14 protein-coding genes and 1 tRNA gene are annotated in these 13,171 nt (G+C 69.8%); 6 read left to right on the top strand and 9 right to left on the bottom strand.

The window, feature by feature from the left end:
• Nucleotides 1-249: 249 nt before the first annotated feature.
• The 5 genes from ACWD3H_RS23410 to ACWD3H_RS23390 all read right to left on the bottom strand — a co-directional run bounded on the left by ACWD3H_RS23410 (nucleotide 250) and on the right by ACWD3H_RS23390 (nucleotide 3,769).
• Nucleotides 250-732: a hypothetical protein gene (locus ACWD3H_RS23410; protein ID WP_451956447.1), complete on the bottom strand. Its 483-nt coding sequence runs from the start codon at nucleotides 730-732 to the stop codon at nucleotides 250-252.
• A 238-nt stretch (nucleotides 733-970) separates the two neighbouring features.
• Nucleotides 971-1,231: a hypothetical protein gene (locus ACWD3H_RS23405; RefSeq protein ID WP_355565811.1), complete on the bottom strand. Its 261-nt coding sequence runs from the start codon at nucleotides 1,229-1,231 to the stop codon at nucleotides 971-973.
• Between the two features lie 113 nt (nucleotides 1,232-1,344).
• Nucleotides 1,345-2,142: a molybdate ABC transporter substrate-binding protein gene (modA, locus tag ACWD3H_RS23400; RefSeq protein ID WP_350966166.1), complete on the bottom strand. Its 798-nt coding sequence runs from the start codon at nucleotides 2,140-2,142 to the stop codon at nucleotides 1,345-1,347.
• 594 nt (nucleotides 2,143-2,736) lie between these two features.
• Nucleotides 2,737-2,810, bottom strand: a tRNA-Pro gene (locus tag ACWD3H_RS23395).
• A gap of 35 nt (nucleotides 2,811-2,845) precedes the next feature.
• A complete protein-coding gene (locus ACWD3H_RS23390) occupies nucleotides 2,846-3,769 on the bottom strand; it encodes a metallophosphoesterase (protein WP_350966165.1) in 924 nt (307 codons plus the stop codon).
• 80 nt (nucleotides 3,770-3,849) lie between these two features.
• On the opposite strand from ACWD3H_RS23390, the gene ACWD3H_RS23385 reads away from it, so the two are divergent.
• Entirely contained in the window at nucleotides 3,850-4,308 is a 459-nt protein-coding gene (locus tag ACWD3H_RS23385; RefSeq protein ID WP_355565818.1) for a GatB/YqeY domain-containing protein, read from the top strand.
• A gap of 110 nt (nucleotides 4,309-4,418) precedes the next feature.
• Here ACWD3H_RS23385 and ACWD3H_RS23380 read toward each other — a convergent pair whose 3' ends face one another.
• Nucleotides 4,419-6,674 (bottom strand): transglycosylase domain-containing protein, encoded by a 2,256-nt coding sequence (locus ACWD3H_RS23380; protein WP_451956446.1) that lies wholly within the window; start codon nucleotides 6,672-6,674, stop codon nucleotides 4,419-4,421.
• 265 nt (nucleotides 6,675-6,939) lie between these two features.
• Here ACWD3H_RS23380 and ACWD3H_RS23375 point away from each other — a divergent pair, with 265 nt between their 5' ends.
• Nucleotides 6,940-7,236 (top strand): WhiB family transcriptional regulator, encoded by a 297-nt coding sequence (locus ACWD3H_RS23375; protein ID WP_012887233.1) that lies wholly within the window; start codon nucleotides 6,940-6,942, stop codon nucleotides 7,234-7,236.
• A gap of 101 nt (nucleotides 7,237-7,337) precedes the next feature.
• Here ACWD3H_RS23375 and ACWD3H_RS23370 read toward each other — a convergent pair whose 3' ends face one another.
• Together ACWD3H_RS23370 and ACWD3H_RS23365 are read right to left on the bottom strand one after the other, a co-directional pair.
• Nucleotides 7,338-8,465 (bottom strand): ArsA family ATPase, encoded by a 1,128-nt coding sequence (locus tag ACWD3H_RS23370; protein WP_030924170.1) that lies wholly within the window; start codon nucleotides 8,463-8,465, stop codon nucleotides 7,338-7,340.
• On the bottom strand, nucleotides 8,462-9,466 hold the full coding sequence (locus ACWD3H_RS23365) for an ArsA-related P-loop ATPase (protein WP_355565825.1): 1,005 nt from the start codon (nucleotides 9,464-9,466) through the stop codon (nucleotides 8,462-8,464). The genes ACWD3H_RS23370 and ACWD3H_RS23365 overlap by 4 nt, the downstream gene beginning before the upstream one ends.
• Before the next feature lie 400 nt (nucleotides 9,467-9,866).
• On the opposite strand from ACWD3H_RS23365, the gene ACWD3H_RS23360 reads away from it, so the two are divergent.
• From ACWD3H_RS23360 to ACWD3H_RS23345, 4 genes are all read left to right on the top strand, one after another.
• Nucleotides 9,867-10,022 (top strand): DUF4177 domain-containing protein, encoded by a 156-nt coding sequence (locus tag ACWD3H_RS23360; protein ID WP_012887236.1) that lies wholly within the window; start codon nucleotides 9,867-9,869, stop codon nucleotides 10,020-10,022.
• Nucleotides 10,019-10,477, top strand: coding sequence for a RidA family protein (locus ACWD3H_RS23355; RefSeq protein ID WP_030924176.1), 459 nt, complete (start codon nucleotides 10,019-10,021; stop codon nucleotides 10,475-10,477). The genes ACWD3H_RS23360 and ACWD3H_RS23355 overlap by 4 nt, the downstream gene beginning before the upstream one ends.
• 254 nt (nucleotides 10,478-10,731) lie before the next feature.
• A complete protein-coding gene (locus ACWD3H_RS23350) occupies nucleotides 10,732-11,571 on the top strand; it encodes an NUDIX hydrolase (RefSeq protein ID WP_451956445.1) in 840 nt (279 codons plus the stop codon).
• Nucleotides 11,568-12,356, top strand: coding sequence for an MBL fold metallo-hydrolase (locus ACWD3H_RS23345; protein WP_451956444.1), 789 nt, complete (start codon nucleotides 11,568-11,570; stop codon nucleotides 12,354-12,356). Before ACWD3H_RS23350 ends, ACWD3H_RS23345 begins: the two co-directional genes overlap by 4 nt.
• A gap of 109 nt (nucleotides 12,357-12,465) precedes the next feature.
• On the opposite strand, the gene ACWD3H_RS23340 is transcribed toward ACWD3H_RS23345, so the two are convergent.
• Nucleotides 12,466-13,146, bottom strand: a complete 681-nt coding sequence (locus tag ACWD3H_RS23340; RefSeq protein WP_326646545.1) for a Crp/Fnr family transcriptional regulator — start codon at nucleotides 13,144-13,146, stop codon at nucleotides 12,466-12,468.
• Between the last annotated feature and the right edge of the window lie 25 nt (nucleotides 13,147-13,171).

Genomic DNA, 13,171 nt, shown 5'->3' with positions numbered 1-13,171 from the left:
GGGACCCAGAGCACCGGGGTGTTGCCGACCACGTGCTCGGGGGCGTGGCAGGTGGCTCCGGTGATCAACTGGCTGAGCGAGGTGCTGGCGATCTGTGGCGAACTCGCAGTGATCTGCGGTGAACTAAGTGTATATATCATGATCCGTTTCCCCTGAATGCGATGTGATCGGCTCGCTTTTGGGCGTGCGCGAACGACGGCTCATACCGCTCAGCGGGAGCGTGGAGTCGTTGGCGGCCCGAGGGGCGGGCTATATCCGGGAAACGGATTTGAGTAGAAGTAGCGCGACCCCGGGCGGCGGACGGACCGGTTGCGCGCGCCGCCGCGCGGGCGGCGGTGGAGGTGTGGCGGACTCCTCGGCCACCACCGGGTCACCGACGACAGGCCCGGCCGGCACCAGGACGCGCGTGCCGGTGATCTGCGCTCCGGCCGCCGCGCCGCAGAGGTGGTGATCTTCATCGACGGGCGGCGCCGGGCACGGTAGGTGCTCCGCCGGCGTCCCCGCGCCGATCAGGGTGAGAAGCCCGGTGGTGGCGCCGGTATCCTCGGCGGCGCTCACCCCGACGGTCGCCGTGGCCGGCGGCCACGGGCCGGGGGCACGATGATGGCCCCGGTGGGCGGGGGCCACCACGCACAGCGTCAGGTGCATCAACACGACGGCACCGAGCACGGCCAGCCCTAGCGCGAAGGCGACGCCTCCGTGCCGTACGACCCGCCGCATCGATGCGATCATGACCACAAACGTACATTACCGTCTGCTGTCAGTTGACTTCGGGGGGTTACTTTATGCTCTTAAAGGCTCCTATGAGCGCTGGAAACCATGCCGGCATTGGCCGCTCCGACGTTGAGTACTCCACGCTGCGACCGGCCATGAGAGCCGCGCCGTGCGGGCCGTATCCAGCGCTACGTCGGTGCGAGGCCGGCACGCACGCCGGCCGGACGTGCGAAGGTGCGCCCGCGGAGCGGCGTGTCTAGTGCCTGAGGCCACAGGGGCAGGGCGGACCGGCCGGTTCGGGGGGATCGGCCCAGTGCAGGGCGATGAACGGCTCGGCACGGCAGGGATGGTGCACCCGTTCGCGGGTGATGCGGTAGCGGGCGACGCCCTCGGGCTCTTCGGGTGAGCGGCGCGGGACGGGCACGGTGAGGGTGCCGATGTCCTGGTCGATGTGGGTGAGCATGCCGTGGCAGGGGCCGCCCAGGCAGATGGCGTTACGGGGCTGGTCGCCGCTCATGCCGTACCCCCTGCCGTACCTCCTGACGGGCGGCCGGACGGGCGGCCGGACGGGCCGGGGCGGCGCTGTGCGCCGTTCCGGCCCGCCGGGGTCGCGGATCGCGTCATCGCGGGTCAGGGGGCTTGGAAGCCGGCCTTGGTCAGCACGTCCTTGCCCTGCTGCGACAGCACCAGATCGACGAACTGCTTGGCCGCCTCGGGGGCGGGCGCCTTGGACAGGGTGGCGATCGGGTAGTCGTTGATCGCCTTCTCCGCCTCGGGGAAGTCGATGCCCTGGACCTTGCCGCCGGAGGAGATGACGTCCGTCTTGTAGACCAGGGCGGCGTCGACCTCGCCGAGCTCGACCTTGGTGAGGGTGGCCTTGACGTCCTGTTCCAGGGTGACCGGTGTGACCTTCAGACCGGCCGCGTCCAGCGCCTTGACCGCTGCCGCGCCGCACGGCACCTGCTCGGCGCAGAGGGCGACCTTGACCTTCGGATCGGTCAGGTCGCTCAGGTCGTCGACCTTGGCGGGATTGTCGGCGGGTACGGCGATCTGGAGGGTGTTGCGCACGAAGGTGGCCGGGGTGCCGGCCAGGGAGGCGTCGGTGACGGTCTTCATCGTGGCCGGGCTGGCGGCGGCGAAGACGTCGGCCGGGGCGCCCTCGACGATCTGCTGGGCCAGGGTGGCGCTGGAACCGAAGTTGAACCGCACGGTCGTGCCCGGGTGTGCGGCCTCGAAGGTCTTGCCCAGCTCGGTGAACGTGCCGGTCAGCGACGCGGCGGCGAACACGGTCAACGTCGTGGCCCCGTCTCCGGACGACCCGCCGGAGGAGGCGGAGGTGGCCGGATCGCTGGAACCGCAGCCGGCCAGGCCGGCGGCCAATGTGAGGGCGATGGGGATCGTGGCCCACCGGGAAAGACGCCTGAACAACGAGGGCTCCTTACTGGCTCACGTGCCGACCCAGAACGTCGCCACGGACAATCACGATACCTTCGCATATTCGGGCTTCAAGAGGCAGTACCCATGGCAACCAAGAAAGAAGCTGCCCTTATGTCATCGCACCTGCGATAAATGGACCAGGCGTGGTCGCAGCCCACCCGTCTCTCGTGGGTCCGCCCCCGTCTCCGGCCACCCCAATGTTCGCCTGGGACGGGGCGCGAGGCGACGTCCAGTGCCGAGCCGGGGCGGGATCTGGGCGGGGGTGTCGGGGAAGGCGGCAGAGGGCTCGCTTGGGCGGCGGTGTCGGTATCGCGGGCTCGGCGGCCAGGGTCTGTTCAGGAAGCCGTGGGGTAGGTGGTGTCGGGATCACCTCGGCCGGGTCCTGCTCGACAGACCGCTGAGCAGGTATGAACGCGATCACCTCAGCCGGGGTCGCGAAGGCGAGTGAGATGCCCGGCTCACCGCCCACGGGCGCTATGCGTAATCCCACCCTTGCCACGCCAACTGAGAGAGAAAGTCACTCAGTAACGCAGAAAGCCGTTCCTGATTTCTCAAGAACGGCCTTCTACCTCGGGACATTCAACGTCGGGGTGACAGGATTTGAACCTGCGGCCTCTTCGTCCCGAACGAAGCGCGCTACCAAGCTGCGCCACACCCCGGTCACACGTCCGGTCTTGCTCGTGCTTGGGAAAGTCTAGCGGACTTCGTGGGTGCTTGCGTCGCCGCGCCGACGGGGCACCAGGGTCAGCAGGCTGGCCTCGGGGTAGCAGGCGAAGCGGGCCGGAGCGTAGGGGCTGGTGCCGAGGCCGGCGGAGACGTGGAGGTAGGCGGAGTCGTGGCGGCTCATGCCCTTGACCCGGGGCCGGTCGATGCCGCAGTTGGTGACCAGGGCGCCGTAGAAGGGGACGCAGAGCTGGCCGCCATGGGTGTGACCGGCGAGCAGCAGCTGGTAGCCGTCGGCAGCGAAGCGGGTCATGTTACGGGGCTCCGGCGAGTGCATCACCCCCAGCCGCAGGTCGGCCTCGGCAGGGGCGGGGCCGGCGATCAGGTCGTAGCGGTCGCGGTTGATGTGGGAGTCGTGGATGCCGCCCACCGCCATGTCAAGATCGCCGACCTTGACCCGGGCGGTGGTGTTGTTCATGTCGAGCCAGCCCTCGGCGGCCATGGCGGTGCCCAGTTCCTCCCAGGGAAGCGTGGGGATCTTCTGGCCGTAGTCGGCCTTGGAGGTGCGCCAGAGATAGCGCAGCGGGTTCTTCGGCTTCGGCTCGTACATGTCGTTGGAGCCGTAGACGAACAGTCCCGGACGCGACAGCAGGGGCTCCAGGGCATGCATCAGGGGCGTGATCGCGTCGGGGTGCGCGATGGAGTCGCCGGTGTTGACCACCAGGTCGGGGTGGAGGGCTCCGAGCGAGCGGACCCAGTCGATGAGCATCCGCCTGCCGGGGGTGAGGTGCAGGTCGGACAGATGCAGGACGCGCACCGGACGCTGCCCCGGCTCCAGCACGGGCACGTCGAAGCGGCGCAGCCGGAACGCGTTGCGCTCGATGACCGAGGCGTACGCGAGGCCGGCCAGGCCGACGCCGAACAGGGACAGGGGCACCGCGGCTGCTTTCCTCACCCTCTCATCATGCCCGAGATCGGCCCTCCGGACGGAAACTCTGGATACAGCGGGGCTGGTGAGGCGGCAAGATGGACCGCATGAGCGCATTGAAGGACAAGCTGAAGGCCGATCTCACGGCCTCCATGAAGAGCAGGGACGAGATCCGCACCCGCACGATTCGCATGGCCCTCGCGGCCGTGAACGTCGAGGAGGTCTCGGGTAAGGCGGCGCGCGAGCTCACCGACGACGAGATCGTCAAGGTGCTGGCCAAGGAGGCCAAGAAGCGCCGCGAGGCGGCCGAGGCGTTCAGCGGTGCCGGCCGGGCGGAGCAGGCGCAGGCGGAGGTCGACGAGCAGGCCGTGCTGGAGGCGTACCTGCCCGCCCAGCTCTCCGACGAGGAGCTCGCCGCCCTCGTGGACGAGGCCGTCGCCGAGAGCGGTGCCTCCGGGCCGCAGGCCATGGGCCAGGTCATGAAGATCGTGAACCCGAAGGTCGCCGGGCGCGCCGAGGGCGGTCGCGTCGCACAGGCCGTACGGGCGCGCCTCGCGTCCTCCTGACCCGAGGCCGTGGCGGCACGCACGATACCTCTCCGGGTAAGGCCGGAGCCCTCCGCGCCGGACCTTCGAAGGGTCGGGCGAGGAGGGCTCCGATGTCCTGAGGGACGGGCCTAGGGGATGACCGGGGGGATCGTGATGCCGCCGTTGATCTCCCGGTCGCCGCCGCCCGAGGGCGGACCGTCACCGCCGCCGCGACCGCGACCGTCACCGCGACCGCCACGGTCGCCACGGTCACCGCCGTCACCCCGGTCGGACTTCGGCGGCGGCTTGGGCGCGCACCGGTTGCCGGTGCAGCCGCCGAAGCGCTCCATGTTCACCGGGGTGAACGAGGTCGCCTCGACGTCCCTGAGCGCGCTGAGCATCGAGTTCTTCCAGATCGGGCCGGCGATCGAGGCGCCGTACACGTAGCTGTAGTAGCGTCCGCCGATGGTCACGCCGATCAGGTCGTGCCCGAAGGCGCCGCGCGGGTCACCGACGCTCACCGCGGAGGCGAGGTCGGGAGTGAACCCGGCGAACCAGGCGGCGGTGTAGGCGTCGGTGGTGCCGGTCTTGCCCGCCGCGTCGCGGCCGATGCCGCCGACCTGGCTCATCGTGCCCTTGGTGAAGACCCCGGACATGATGTGGGTGGCCGCGTCGGCGACCTCCTCGTCCAGGACCTGCTTGCACTTGGGCTTGTACGACGTCTTCTTGCCCTCGCGGTCGGTGCTCTCAGTGATCACCATCGGCCTGCAGTAGGTGCCGCGGGCGGCGATCGTCGCGTAGGCGGCGGAGACGGTCACCGGGTCCATCTCGTTGATGCCGAGCGTGAAGGTCTCGAACTCCTTCAGCGGGGCACCGTCGGCGCGCTGGATGCCCAGGCTCTTGGCCATCTTCACCGTCTCGCAGAGGCCGACCTCCTGCTCCAGGCGCATGAAGAAGGTGTTCACCGAGCCCAGGGTGCCGGTGGTCAGGGTGTTGAAACCGCCGGGGCCCTCACTGGAGTTGGTGACGGTGTGGCTGGGCTCGCCGACCGCGTTGCCCTTGCAGTCGCGGAACGCGCTGTGGCTGGGGGCCTGGTAGCCGGTGCCGGTGTTGAAACCGTCGTTCAGCTTCATGCCCTTGTCGAGGGCCGTCAGCAGGGTGAAGGGCTTGAACGTGGAGCCGGCCTGGAAGCCCGCTCCGCCACCGTGCAGCCGGTCGCCGACGAGGTTGTAGCTGATCTCGTTCTTCTTCGGGTTCCCGCCGAACTTCCGGCTGGCGGCCATCGCCTTGATGGCGCCGGTGCCGGGGACGACCATCGCCTGCGAGGCGACAGGCTTGTCGCTGGCGTGGACGAACTGCCGGATCGCCTTCTCCGAGGCCTTCTGCGCCTTCGGGTCGAGCGTCGTCTTGATCGTCAGGCCGCCTCGCTGGAGCAGCCTCTCACGCTGCTTGCGGGTCTTGCCGAAGTCCTCGTTGGAGGCGATCTCCTGCTGTACGTAGAGGCAGAAGTAGGGGTAGTCGCTCACCTCGCAGCCGCCGGGAGCCGAGATGTTCTTGAAACCGAGCTTCTTCTTCTTGGCCTCTTCGGCTTCCTGCGTTGTGATCTTGCCGAGCTCGGCCATCCGGCTCAGCACGATGTTGCGCCGCTCAAGCAGCCGCGCGCGGGCGGCCTTTCCCGCCCCCGGGTCGGTCCGGCTCGGGTTCTGCACGGCTCCGGCCAGGGTGGCCGCCTCCCACAGGGTCAGCTTGGAGGCGGGCTTGTCGAAGAAGCGCCTGGACGCGGCCTGGATGCCGTAGGCTCCCGCGCCGTAGTAGGAGATGTTCAGGTAGCGCTCAAGGATCTCCGACTTGGTGTACTTCTCCTCGACCGCCAGCGCGTAGCGCAGCTCGTTGAGCTTGCGGGAGAACGTCGCCTCGATGGCGGCGTCCTGCTCCTCCTTGGTCTCCGCCGCGTTGAGCAGCACGAGCTTGACGTACTGCTGCGTGATGGAGGAGCCACCCTGGACGACCCCGCCGCCTGAGACGTTCCGCACCGCCGCGCGGAAGGTGCCTTCCAGGTCGATCGCCCCGTGCTCGTAGAACCTGGTGTCCTCGATCGCCACGATCGCCGTCTTCATGACGTCGGCGACCTGGTCGAGCTTCACCGACTCGCGGTTCTCGAAGTAGAACTGGGCGAACTGCTTGCCGTCCGCATCGAGCAGGGTGGTCTTCTCCGCGAGGGGAGGTTCCTTGAGCTCCTCGGGGAGAAGACGCAGCTCGTTCGTCGCCGCGTTCACGGTCATCCCCGCGCCACCCACCGCCGGAAGCGCCACCGCGGCGACGAGCACACCTGTGACAGCCGCCGCGCCGAGCAGCTTCAGCACATTGCCGACCGCCGACCCCTGATCTTTGCCTTGAGCTTGCACGAGTCCCAGGGTACGTCGGACGGATAACCCAAACGGTAACGGAACCCTGTTTTGCCATGACTTCGTGCCGTATCGCAGGTGGGTGACTAGTCATTCCCGGCCAGATGGCCGTGGATGACCATGTGAGAATTTGGTCCCGCCGGGGTCTGTCGGCCTGAACGTCTGGTTGCGTACGGTCTCTTTCTGCAGCAATTGAATACCGAGGCCCGACGCCCGCGCCCGTCGGCCCAAGTCACGACTGACCACCTAAGGGGAGTGGGGTCGAATGTGGATCACGGATTGGACCTCCCGTGCGGCCTGTAAGGGTGCGGATCCTGACGCTTTGTTCGTTCAGGGTGCTGCCCAGAACCGAGCAAAGCTGATCTGCCGAGGATGCCCGGTCCGGACCGAGTGCCTCGCCGATGCGCTGGACAATCGCATCGAGTTCGGGGTGTGGGGCGGGATGACCGAGCGCGAACGCCGAGCGCTGTTGCGTCGGCGACCGGATGTCGACTCCTGGCGGGACCTGCTGGAGTTGGCCAAAGAAGAATATGAGCGGACGAATGAGCTGATCGCCGGCTGAGTTCGCGCCGATCCCGTACGGCTGGCGCCGGGCGCCAGCCGTACACGCATGTCACGGGTCGGCGAACGCGCGCTGCACGGCTCGCCAGGCCGCCGTGGCGGCTACTGGGCGGCCAGCAGGTCGCCCACCTCGCGCAGCCCTTCCAGGTCGTGCACGTCCTGCGACATGGCGGGGACCCGCGCGACGGGCACCGTGGGATGGGCGGAGATGAAGTGCTCCTGCTCACGTTGCTCGCGGGCGGCCAGCTGCATCCGGTCCGCGTGCAGCCGCAGTACGGCGGAGGTGAGCTCGTGCTCGCCGCGCGCCTCCAGGTCTTCGGCGGCGGCGGTGCTCCGCGCCCCGGACAGCACGGCCGCGGGCGAGCGGTGCACCCGGTTGACCACGAGACCCGCCAGGGGCATGCGCTCCTCGGCCAGCCTCTCCACGAAGTAGGACGCCTCGCGTATCGCGTCGCGCTCGGGCGAGGCCACGACGAGGAACGCCGTTCCGGGGGCCTGCAGGAGCCGGTAGGTCTGGTCGGCCCGCGCCCTGAAACCGCCGAAGACGGCGTCCAGTGCGGACACGAACGTCTGCAGGTCCTTGAGTACCTGCGCGCCCAGCAGCTTGGTCAGCGCTCCGGCGACGATGCCGAAACCCGCGTTGAGCAGCTTGAACGCGCTCCGCCCGCCGGCCTTGGCGGGGGCCATGAGCAGCCGGATGAGCCGGCCGTCAAGGAAGCGGCCGAGCCGCTCGGGGGCGTCCAGGAAGTCGAGCGCGGAGCGGGACGGAGGGGTGTCGACGATGATCAGATCCCAGTCGTCCGACCGCCGGAGCTGGCCCAGCTTCTCCATGGCCATGTATTCCTGCGTGCCGGCGAAGCTGGACGAGAGGGACTGGTAGAAGGGGTTCGTCAGGATCTGGCGAGCTCGCTCGGGGTCGGCGTGCGCCTCGATGATCTCGTCGAAGGTCCGCTTCATGTCGAGCATCATGGCGTGCAGCCGCCCCTCGCCCTCGACGCCCACGACGAGCCTGGGGGTGTTGTCGAGTTCGGTGAGTCCCATCGACTGCGCCAGCCGCCGCGCGGGGTCGACCGTGAGCACCACGGCGGAACGGCCGCGCTCGGCCGCGCGCAGTCCCAGGGCCGCGGCGGTGGTGGTCTTCCCGACGCCGCCGGAACCGCAGCAGACGATGATCCGCGTGTGCGGGTCGTCGATGATCGCGTCAAGGTCGAGGACCGGAGGGGTCTTCACGCTGCTCCTTGGGTGCGGATCGATTCCGCCAGCTCGTACAGTCCGGACAGATCCACCCCGTCGGCCAGCAACGGCAGCTCGTAGCGGGGGCGTGCGGCCTCCTCCAGCGCCAGCCTCTCGTCCCGCTCCAGCTCGGTGCGGCGGGCATGCTCGGCGATCTCCTCGGCCAGGGCATCGGCCACCGTGACCGCGGCGGAGCCGCCGTCGGTGAGTCCCGCGGCCTTGAGGCCGAGCACCAGCTCCGCCGGGTCGAACCGGTTCTCGGCGGCGGCCTCCAGGACGGAGTCGGGCAGCAGCGACTCGCGGACCATGTTGATGAAGATCCCCCCGGGCGGGAGCCCGGCGGTGCGGAGCTCGCTCAGGCCGTCCAGGGTCTCCTGGACCGGCATCTCCTCCAGGAGCGTGACGAAGTGCACGGCGGTCTCCGGAGAGGAGACGACGCCGTTCACCAGGTCGGCATGGTTCTTGATCGGGCCGACCCTGGCCAGCCCCGCGACCTCGTTGGTGACGTTGAGGAAGCGCACGATCCTGCCGGTCGGCGGCGCGTCCAGCACGACCGCGTCGTAGACCCTCTTGCCGTCCTTGCCCTTGCGTCGGACGGCCTCGCTCGTCTTGCCGGTGACCAGGACGTCGCGGAAGCCGGGGGCGATGGTGGTGGCGAAGTCGACGATGCCGATCTTGCTGAGTGCCCTGCCGGCCCTGCGCATGCCGTAGAACATCTCAAGGTACTCGAGCATCGCCTCTTCGGGGTCGATGGCCAGCGCGTAGACGTCCCCGCCGTCGGGTGCGACGGCGATCTTGCGCTCCTCGTAGGGCAGCGGCGGCAGGTCGAAGACCTGGGAGATCCCCTGGCGGCCCTCGACCTCGACCAGCAGGACCTTGTCGCCGCCCGCCGCGAGGGCGAGCGCGAGTGCGGCGGCCACCGTCGTCTTACCGGTGCCACCCTTGCCGGTGACGACGTGAAGGCGTACGCCGTCCCAATCGGTGTCGCGAGCTCTCACCTTTCGAAGGCTACCCAACGGTTACTTGACAACTCTCCGGTGCCTTCCCCGGTAGCCCTCAAACGGCATCGTTGCCCGGCGGGCCCGAGCCGGGAGCGGGCGCCTGCCCTGAGGGCGGCCGGGGAGCCTCTTTCGCCGATCACGCTGGTCAGTAAGGCGGTGTGGGCCGGACGGCCCGAAGCCGAACCCGTCCGAAGCCGGAGGCGCGGCCCGGGGAGCCGTGCGTGGCCCTCTCGCTAATCGATCGGATGCGGAAAGTAAATATGTAGATTCTCACAGCGGACCGCCCTGATCATCTGCCTGCCTCCGGCGGTACCGGGTGGCGGGCATGAGCCATGCCGGGCGCTCGCGGACCCGTAGTGGGCCGCTCACCGGGAGCCGTCTCGCTAATGTGTCCCGCATGACGAAATGGGAGTACTCGACAGTGCCGCTGCTGGTACATGCGACGAAGCAGATTCTCGACAACTGGGGCCAGGACGGCTGGGAGCTCGTCCAGGTCGTGCCGGGGCCCAACCCCGAGCAGCTGGTCGCCTACCTGAAGCGGCCCAAGCAGTGACGGCCGAGGAGAGGCTGGCGGAGCTGGGCCTGACCCTGCCGGAGGTGGTGCCGCCGCTGGCGGCGTACGTCCCGGCGGTGCGTTCCGGTGACCACGTCTACACCTCGGGGCAGCTTCCGGTGGTGGACGGCAAGCTGAAGGCCAGCGGGAAGGTCGGCGCCGAGGTGGGCGTCGAGGACGCCTACGAGCTCGCGAGGATCTGCGCGCTCAACGCCCTCGCCGCGGTCGCGTCGGAGGCCGGAGGACTGTCGAACATCGTGCGGATCGTCAAGGTGGTCGGGTTCGTGGCCAGCGCCCCGGGCTTCACCGGCCAGCCGCAGGTCGTCAACGGCGCCAGCGAGCTGCTCACCGCGGTGCTCGGTGACGCGGGCAGGCACGCCAGGAGCGCGGTCGGTGTCGCCGTTCTCCCGCTGGACGCGCCGGTCGAGGTCGAGGTGATCGCCGAGGTCCGCTGAGGTCGGGTGGACACCCCGGCGTCAGCGAGGCCCTGACGGCCGCGAGGGCACACCGACGGTCGAAGGGCGGCGAGAGCTCGCCGAGGGCCGTGGAGGTGCCGTGGGGCCCGCCGGGGGCCGGCCTCCCGGCGCCCCACCCGCCGGGGCGGCGTGCCGGGAGGCGGGCGCCGGGAGGGACCCCGCGATTGTCCGGGGCGGTGCCGTGCCACATGATGGACCCGGCAACCGAGTGATGTTCTGGCGGAGGGTCTCAAATGGGCGGTATCCCGCTTCCCGGCGAGTTCGGTGAGCGTGCACGCGACATTCTGGCCGGGCGGATCGCGCCGGTCCCCGCGCGAGATGCCGCCACCGTGGTCATCCTCCGCGAGGACGCCGGTCAGGTGGAGGTCTACCTGCTGAGGCGCAAGGCGAGCATGGCCTTCGCCGCCGGGGCCTACGTCTTCCCCGGCGGGTCGGTCGACCCGCGCGACACCGACCAGGAGATCACCTGGGCCGGTCCTTCGCCCGCGGCCTGGGGTGAGATCTTCCGCGCGGACGAGCAGACCGCGCGGGGCCTGGTGTGCGCCGCCGTGCGGGAGACGTTCGAGGAGTCGGGGGTACTGCTGGCCGGGCCGTCCGCGGAGTCCGTCGTGGCCGACACCACCGGTGACGACTGGGAGGCCGACCGGCTCGCCCTGATCGACAGGACCCTGTCCTTCGCCGACTTCCTCGGCAGGCGCGGCCTGGTCCTCCGCTCCGACCTGCTCCGCCCCTGGGCCCACTGGATCACTCCCGAGGTGGAGAACAAGCGCTTCGACACCCGCTTCTTCGTCGCGGCGCTCCCGCCGGGCCAGCTCACCCGCGACGTCGGCGGTGAGGCCGACCAGGTGGTCTGGGTCCGGCCCGCCGACGCGCTCGGCCAGGGGAGGGCGGGCCAGATCTTCCTGATGCCCCCGACCCATCGCACGCTCACCGAGCTGTGCGCCTACGACAAGGTCTCCGAGACGCTCGCGGCCGAGCGTGAGATCGTGACCTTCATGCCCAAGATCGCCGAAGTGGACGGTGAGATGCGCATCGTGCTCGACGACGACTACGAGTTCGGCGGTTCGCGGTGAGCGGGCTGCGGATCCCCCTGGAGGGGCCCGACGGTGCGGGGACGGAGCACGCGCTCAACCTGCTCGCCCCCAACCCCTCCGAGATGACCCTGGACGGTACCAACACGTGGGTGATCGGCCTCGGTGAGGAGGTGCTGGTCGTCGACCCCGGCCCCGATGACGAGGAGCACCTGGCGCGGGTCGCCGGCCATCTGAAGGGCCGTCGGGTCGCCACGATCCTGCTGACCCACGGGCACCACGACCACAGCGGCGGTGCCGCGAGGTTCGCCGGGCTGGTCGGCGCGCCCGTCAGGGCGCTGGACCCCGCGCACCGGCTGGGTGAGGAGGGGCTGGGCGACGGCGACGTGCTCACCGTCGGGGACCTGGAACTGCACGTGGTGGGCACGCCGGGCCACTCGTTCGACTCGCTCTGCTTCTGGTTGCCGCGGGACAGGGCGATCCTCACCGGCGACACCGTGCTCGGCCGCGGCACCACCGTGATCGCCTCGGACGGTGACCTGGCCGACTACCTGCGCTCCCTCGACCTGCTCAGAGCGAAGGCCGAGCAGGTCGGGGCGGAGGCGCTGCTGCCCGGTCACGGTCCGGTGCTCCCCGACCCGATCGGCACGCTCGACGGCTACGTCGCGCACCGGCGGCGGCGGTTGGACCAGATCCGGGAGGCCAGGGAACGGGGGGCGAGGACGCCCCGCGAGATCGTCGAGATCGTCTACGCGGAGGTGGACAGGTCCCTCTGGTTCGCCGCCGAGATGTCGGTTCGCGCGCAGCTCGCCTATCTGGACGGCTAGGCCCGCCTCTGGCGGACCCCGCCGTGCTGAGGGCCGGCCGGACAGGGCGTCGTGAACTGGAGGGGGTGGCCGCGGCGAGGTCCCGCCGGGCAGCGGGGGACGGGGCCCGTCAGCGCGAGCGGTTGTGCAGCCGCTCCAGGTCCATGATGACCACGGCCTTGGCCTCGATGCGCAGCCAGCCGCGCTGGGCGAAGTCGGCCAGCGCCTTGTTCACGGTCTCACGGGAGGCGCCGACCAGCTGGGCCAGCTCCTCCTGGGTGAGGTCGTGGTGGACCCGCACGCCGTCGTCGACCCGCTGGCCGAAGCGGTCGGCCAGGTCCAGCAGGGCCTTGGCCACCCGTCCTGGAACGTCGGTGAAGACCAGGTCGGCCAGCACGTCGTTGGTACGGCGGAGGCGCTGGGCCAGGGCGCGCAGCAGGTGCAGGGCGACCTCGGGACGACCGGTCAGCCAGGGGCGCAGGTCGTCGTGTCCGAGCCCGGCCAGCAGGACGTCGGTCAGCGCTGTGGCGGACGCCGTACGGGGACGGGGGTCGAACAGGGAAAGCTCGCCGAACATCTCACTCGGACCGAGCACGCTGAGCAGGTTCTCCCGGCCGTCGGGTGCGGTGCGGGAGAGCTTGATCTTGCCTTCGAGCACCACGTAGAGGCGATCCCCGGTCTCGTTCTCGCTGAAAAGGGTCTGCCCTTTGGCGAGGCGTACCTCGGAGATGCTCGTACGCAGCGCGGCGGCGCTCTCACGGTCGAGCGCGGCGAACAGCGGGGCCTTGCCCAGCACGTCGTCGGAGTTCACAGTGCCTCCCGTTTCACGGCTCACG

It is taken from the genome of Streptosporangium sp. NPDC002607, assembly GCF_053592655.1.
Note: the sequence above shows the minus strand (reverse complement) of the source record. Positions and strands in the feature narration are given on the sequence as shown.

What these genes read in the sequence shown, in the direction of transcription:
- ACWD3H_RS23410 (WP_451956447.1), bottom strand. Translation starts at nt 732, where the DNA reads ATGATCGCATCGATGCGGCGGGTCGTACGGCACGGAGGCGTCGCCTTC.
- ACWD3H_RS23375 (WP_012887233.1), top strand. Translation starts at nt 6,940, where the DNA reads ATGTGGATCACGGATTGGACCTCCCGTGCGGCCTGTAAGGGTGCGGAT.
- ACWD3H_RS23350 (WP_451956445.1), top strand. Translation starts at nt 10,732, where the DNA reads ATGGGCGGTATCCCGCTTCCCGGCGAGTTCGGTGAGCGTGCACGCGAC.
- ACWD3H_RS23360 (WP_012887236.1), top strand. Translation starts at nt 9,867, where the DNA reads ATGACGAAATGGGAGTACTCGACAGTGCCGCTGCTGGTACATGCGACG.
- ACWD3H_RS23385 (WP_355565818.1), top strand. Translation starts at nt 3,850, where the DNA reads ATGAGCGCATTGAAGGACAAGCTGAAGGCCGATCTCACGGCCTCCATG.
- ACWD3H_RS23405 (WP_355565811.1), bottom strand. Translation starts at nt 1,231, where the DNA reads ATGAGCGGCGACCAGCCCCGTAACGCCATCTGCCTGGGCGGCCCCTGC.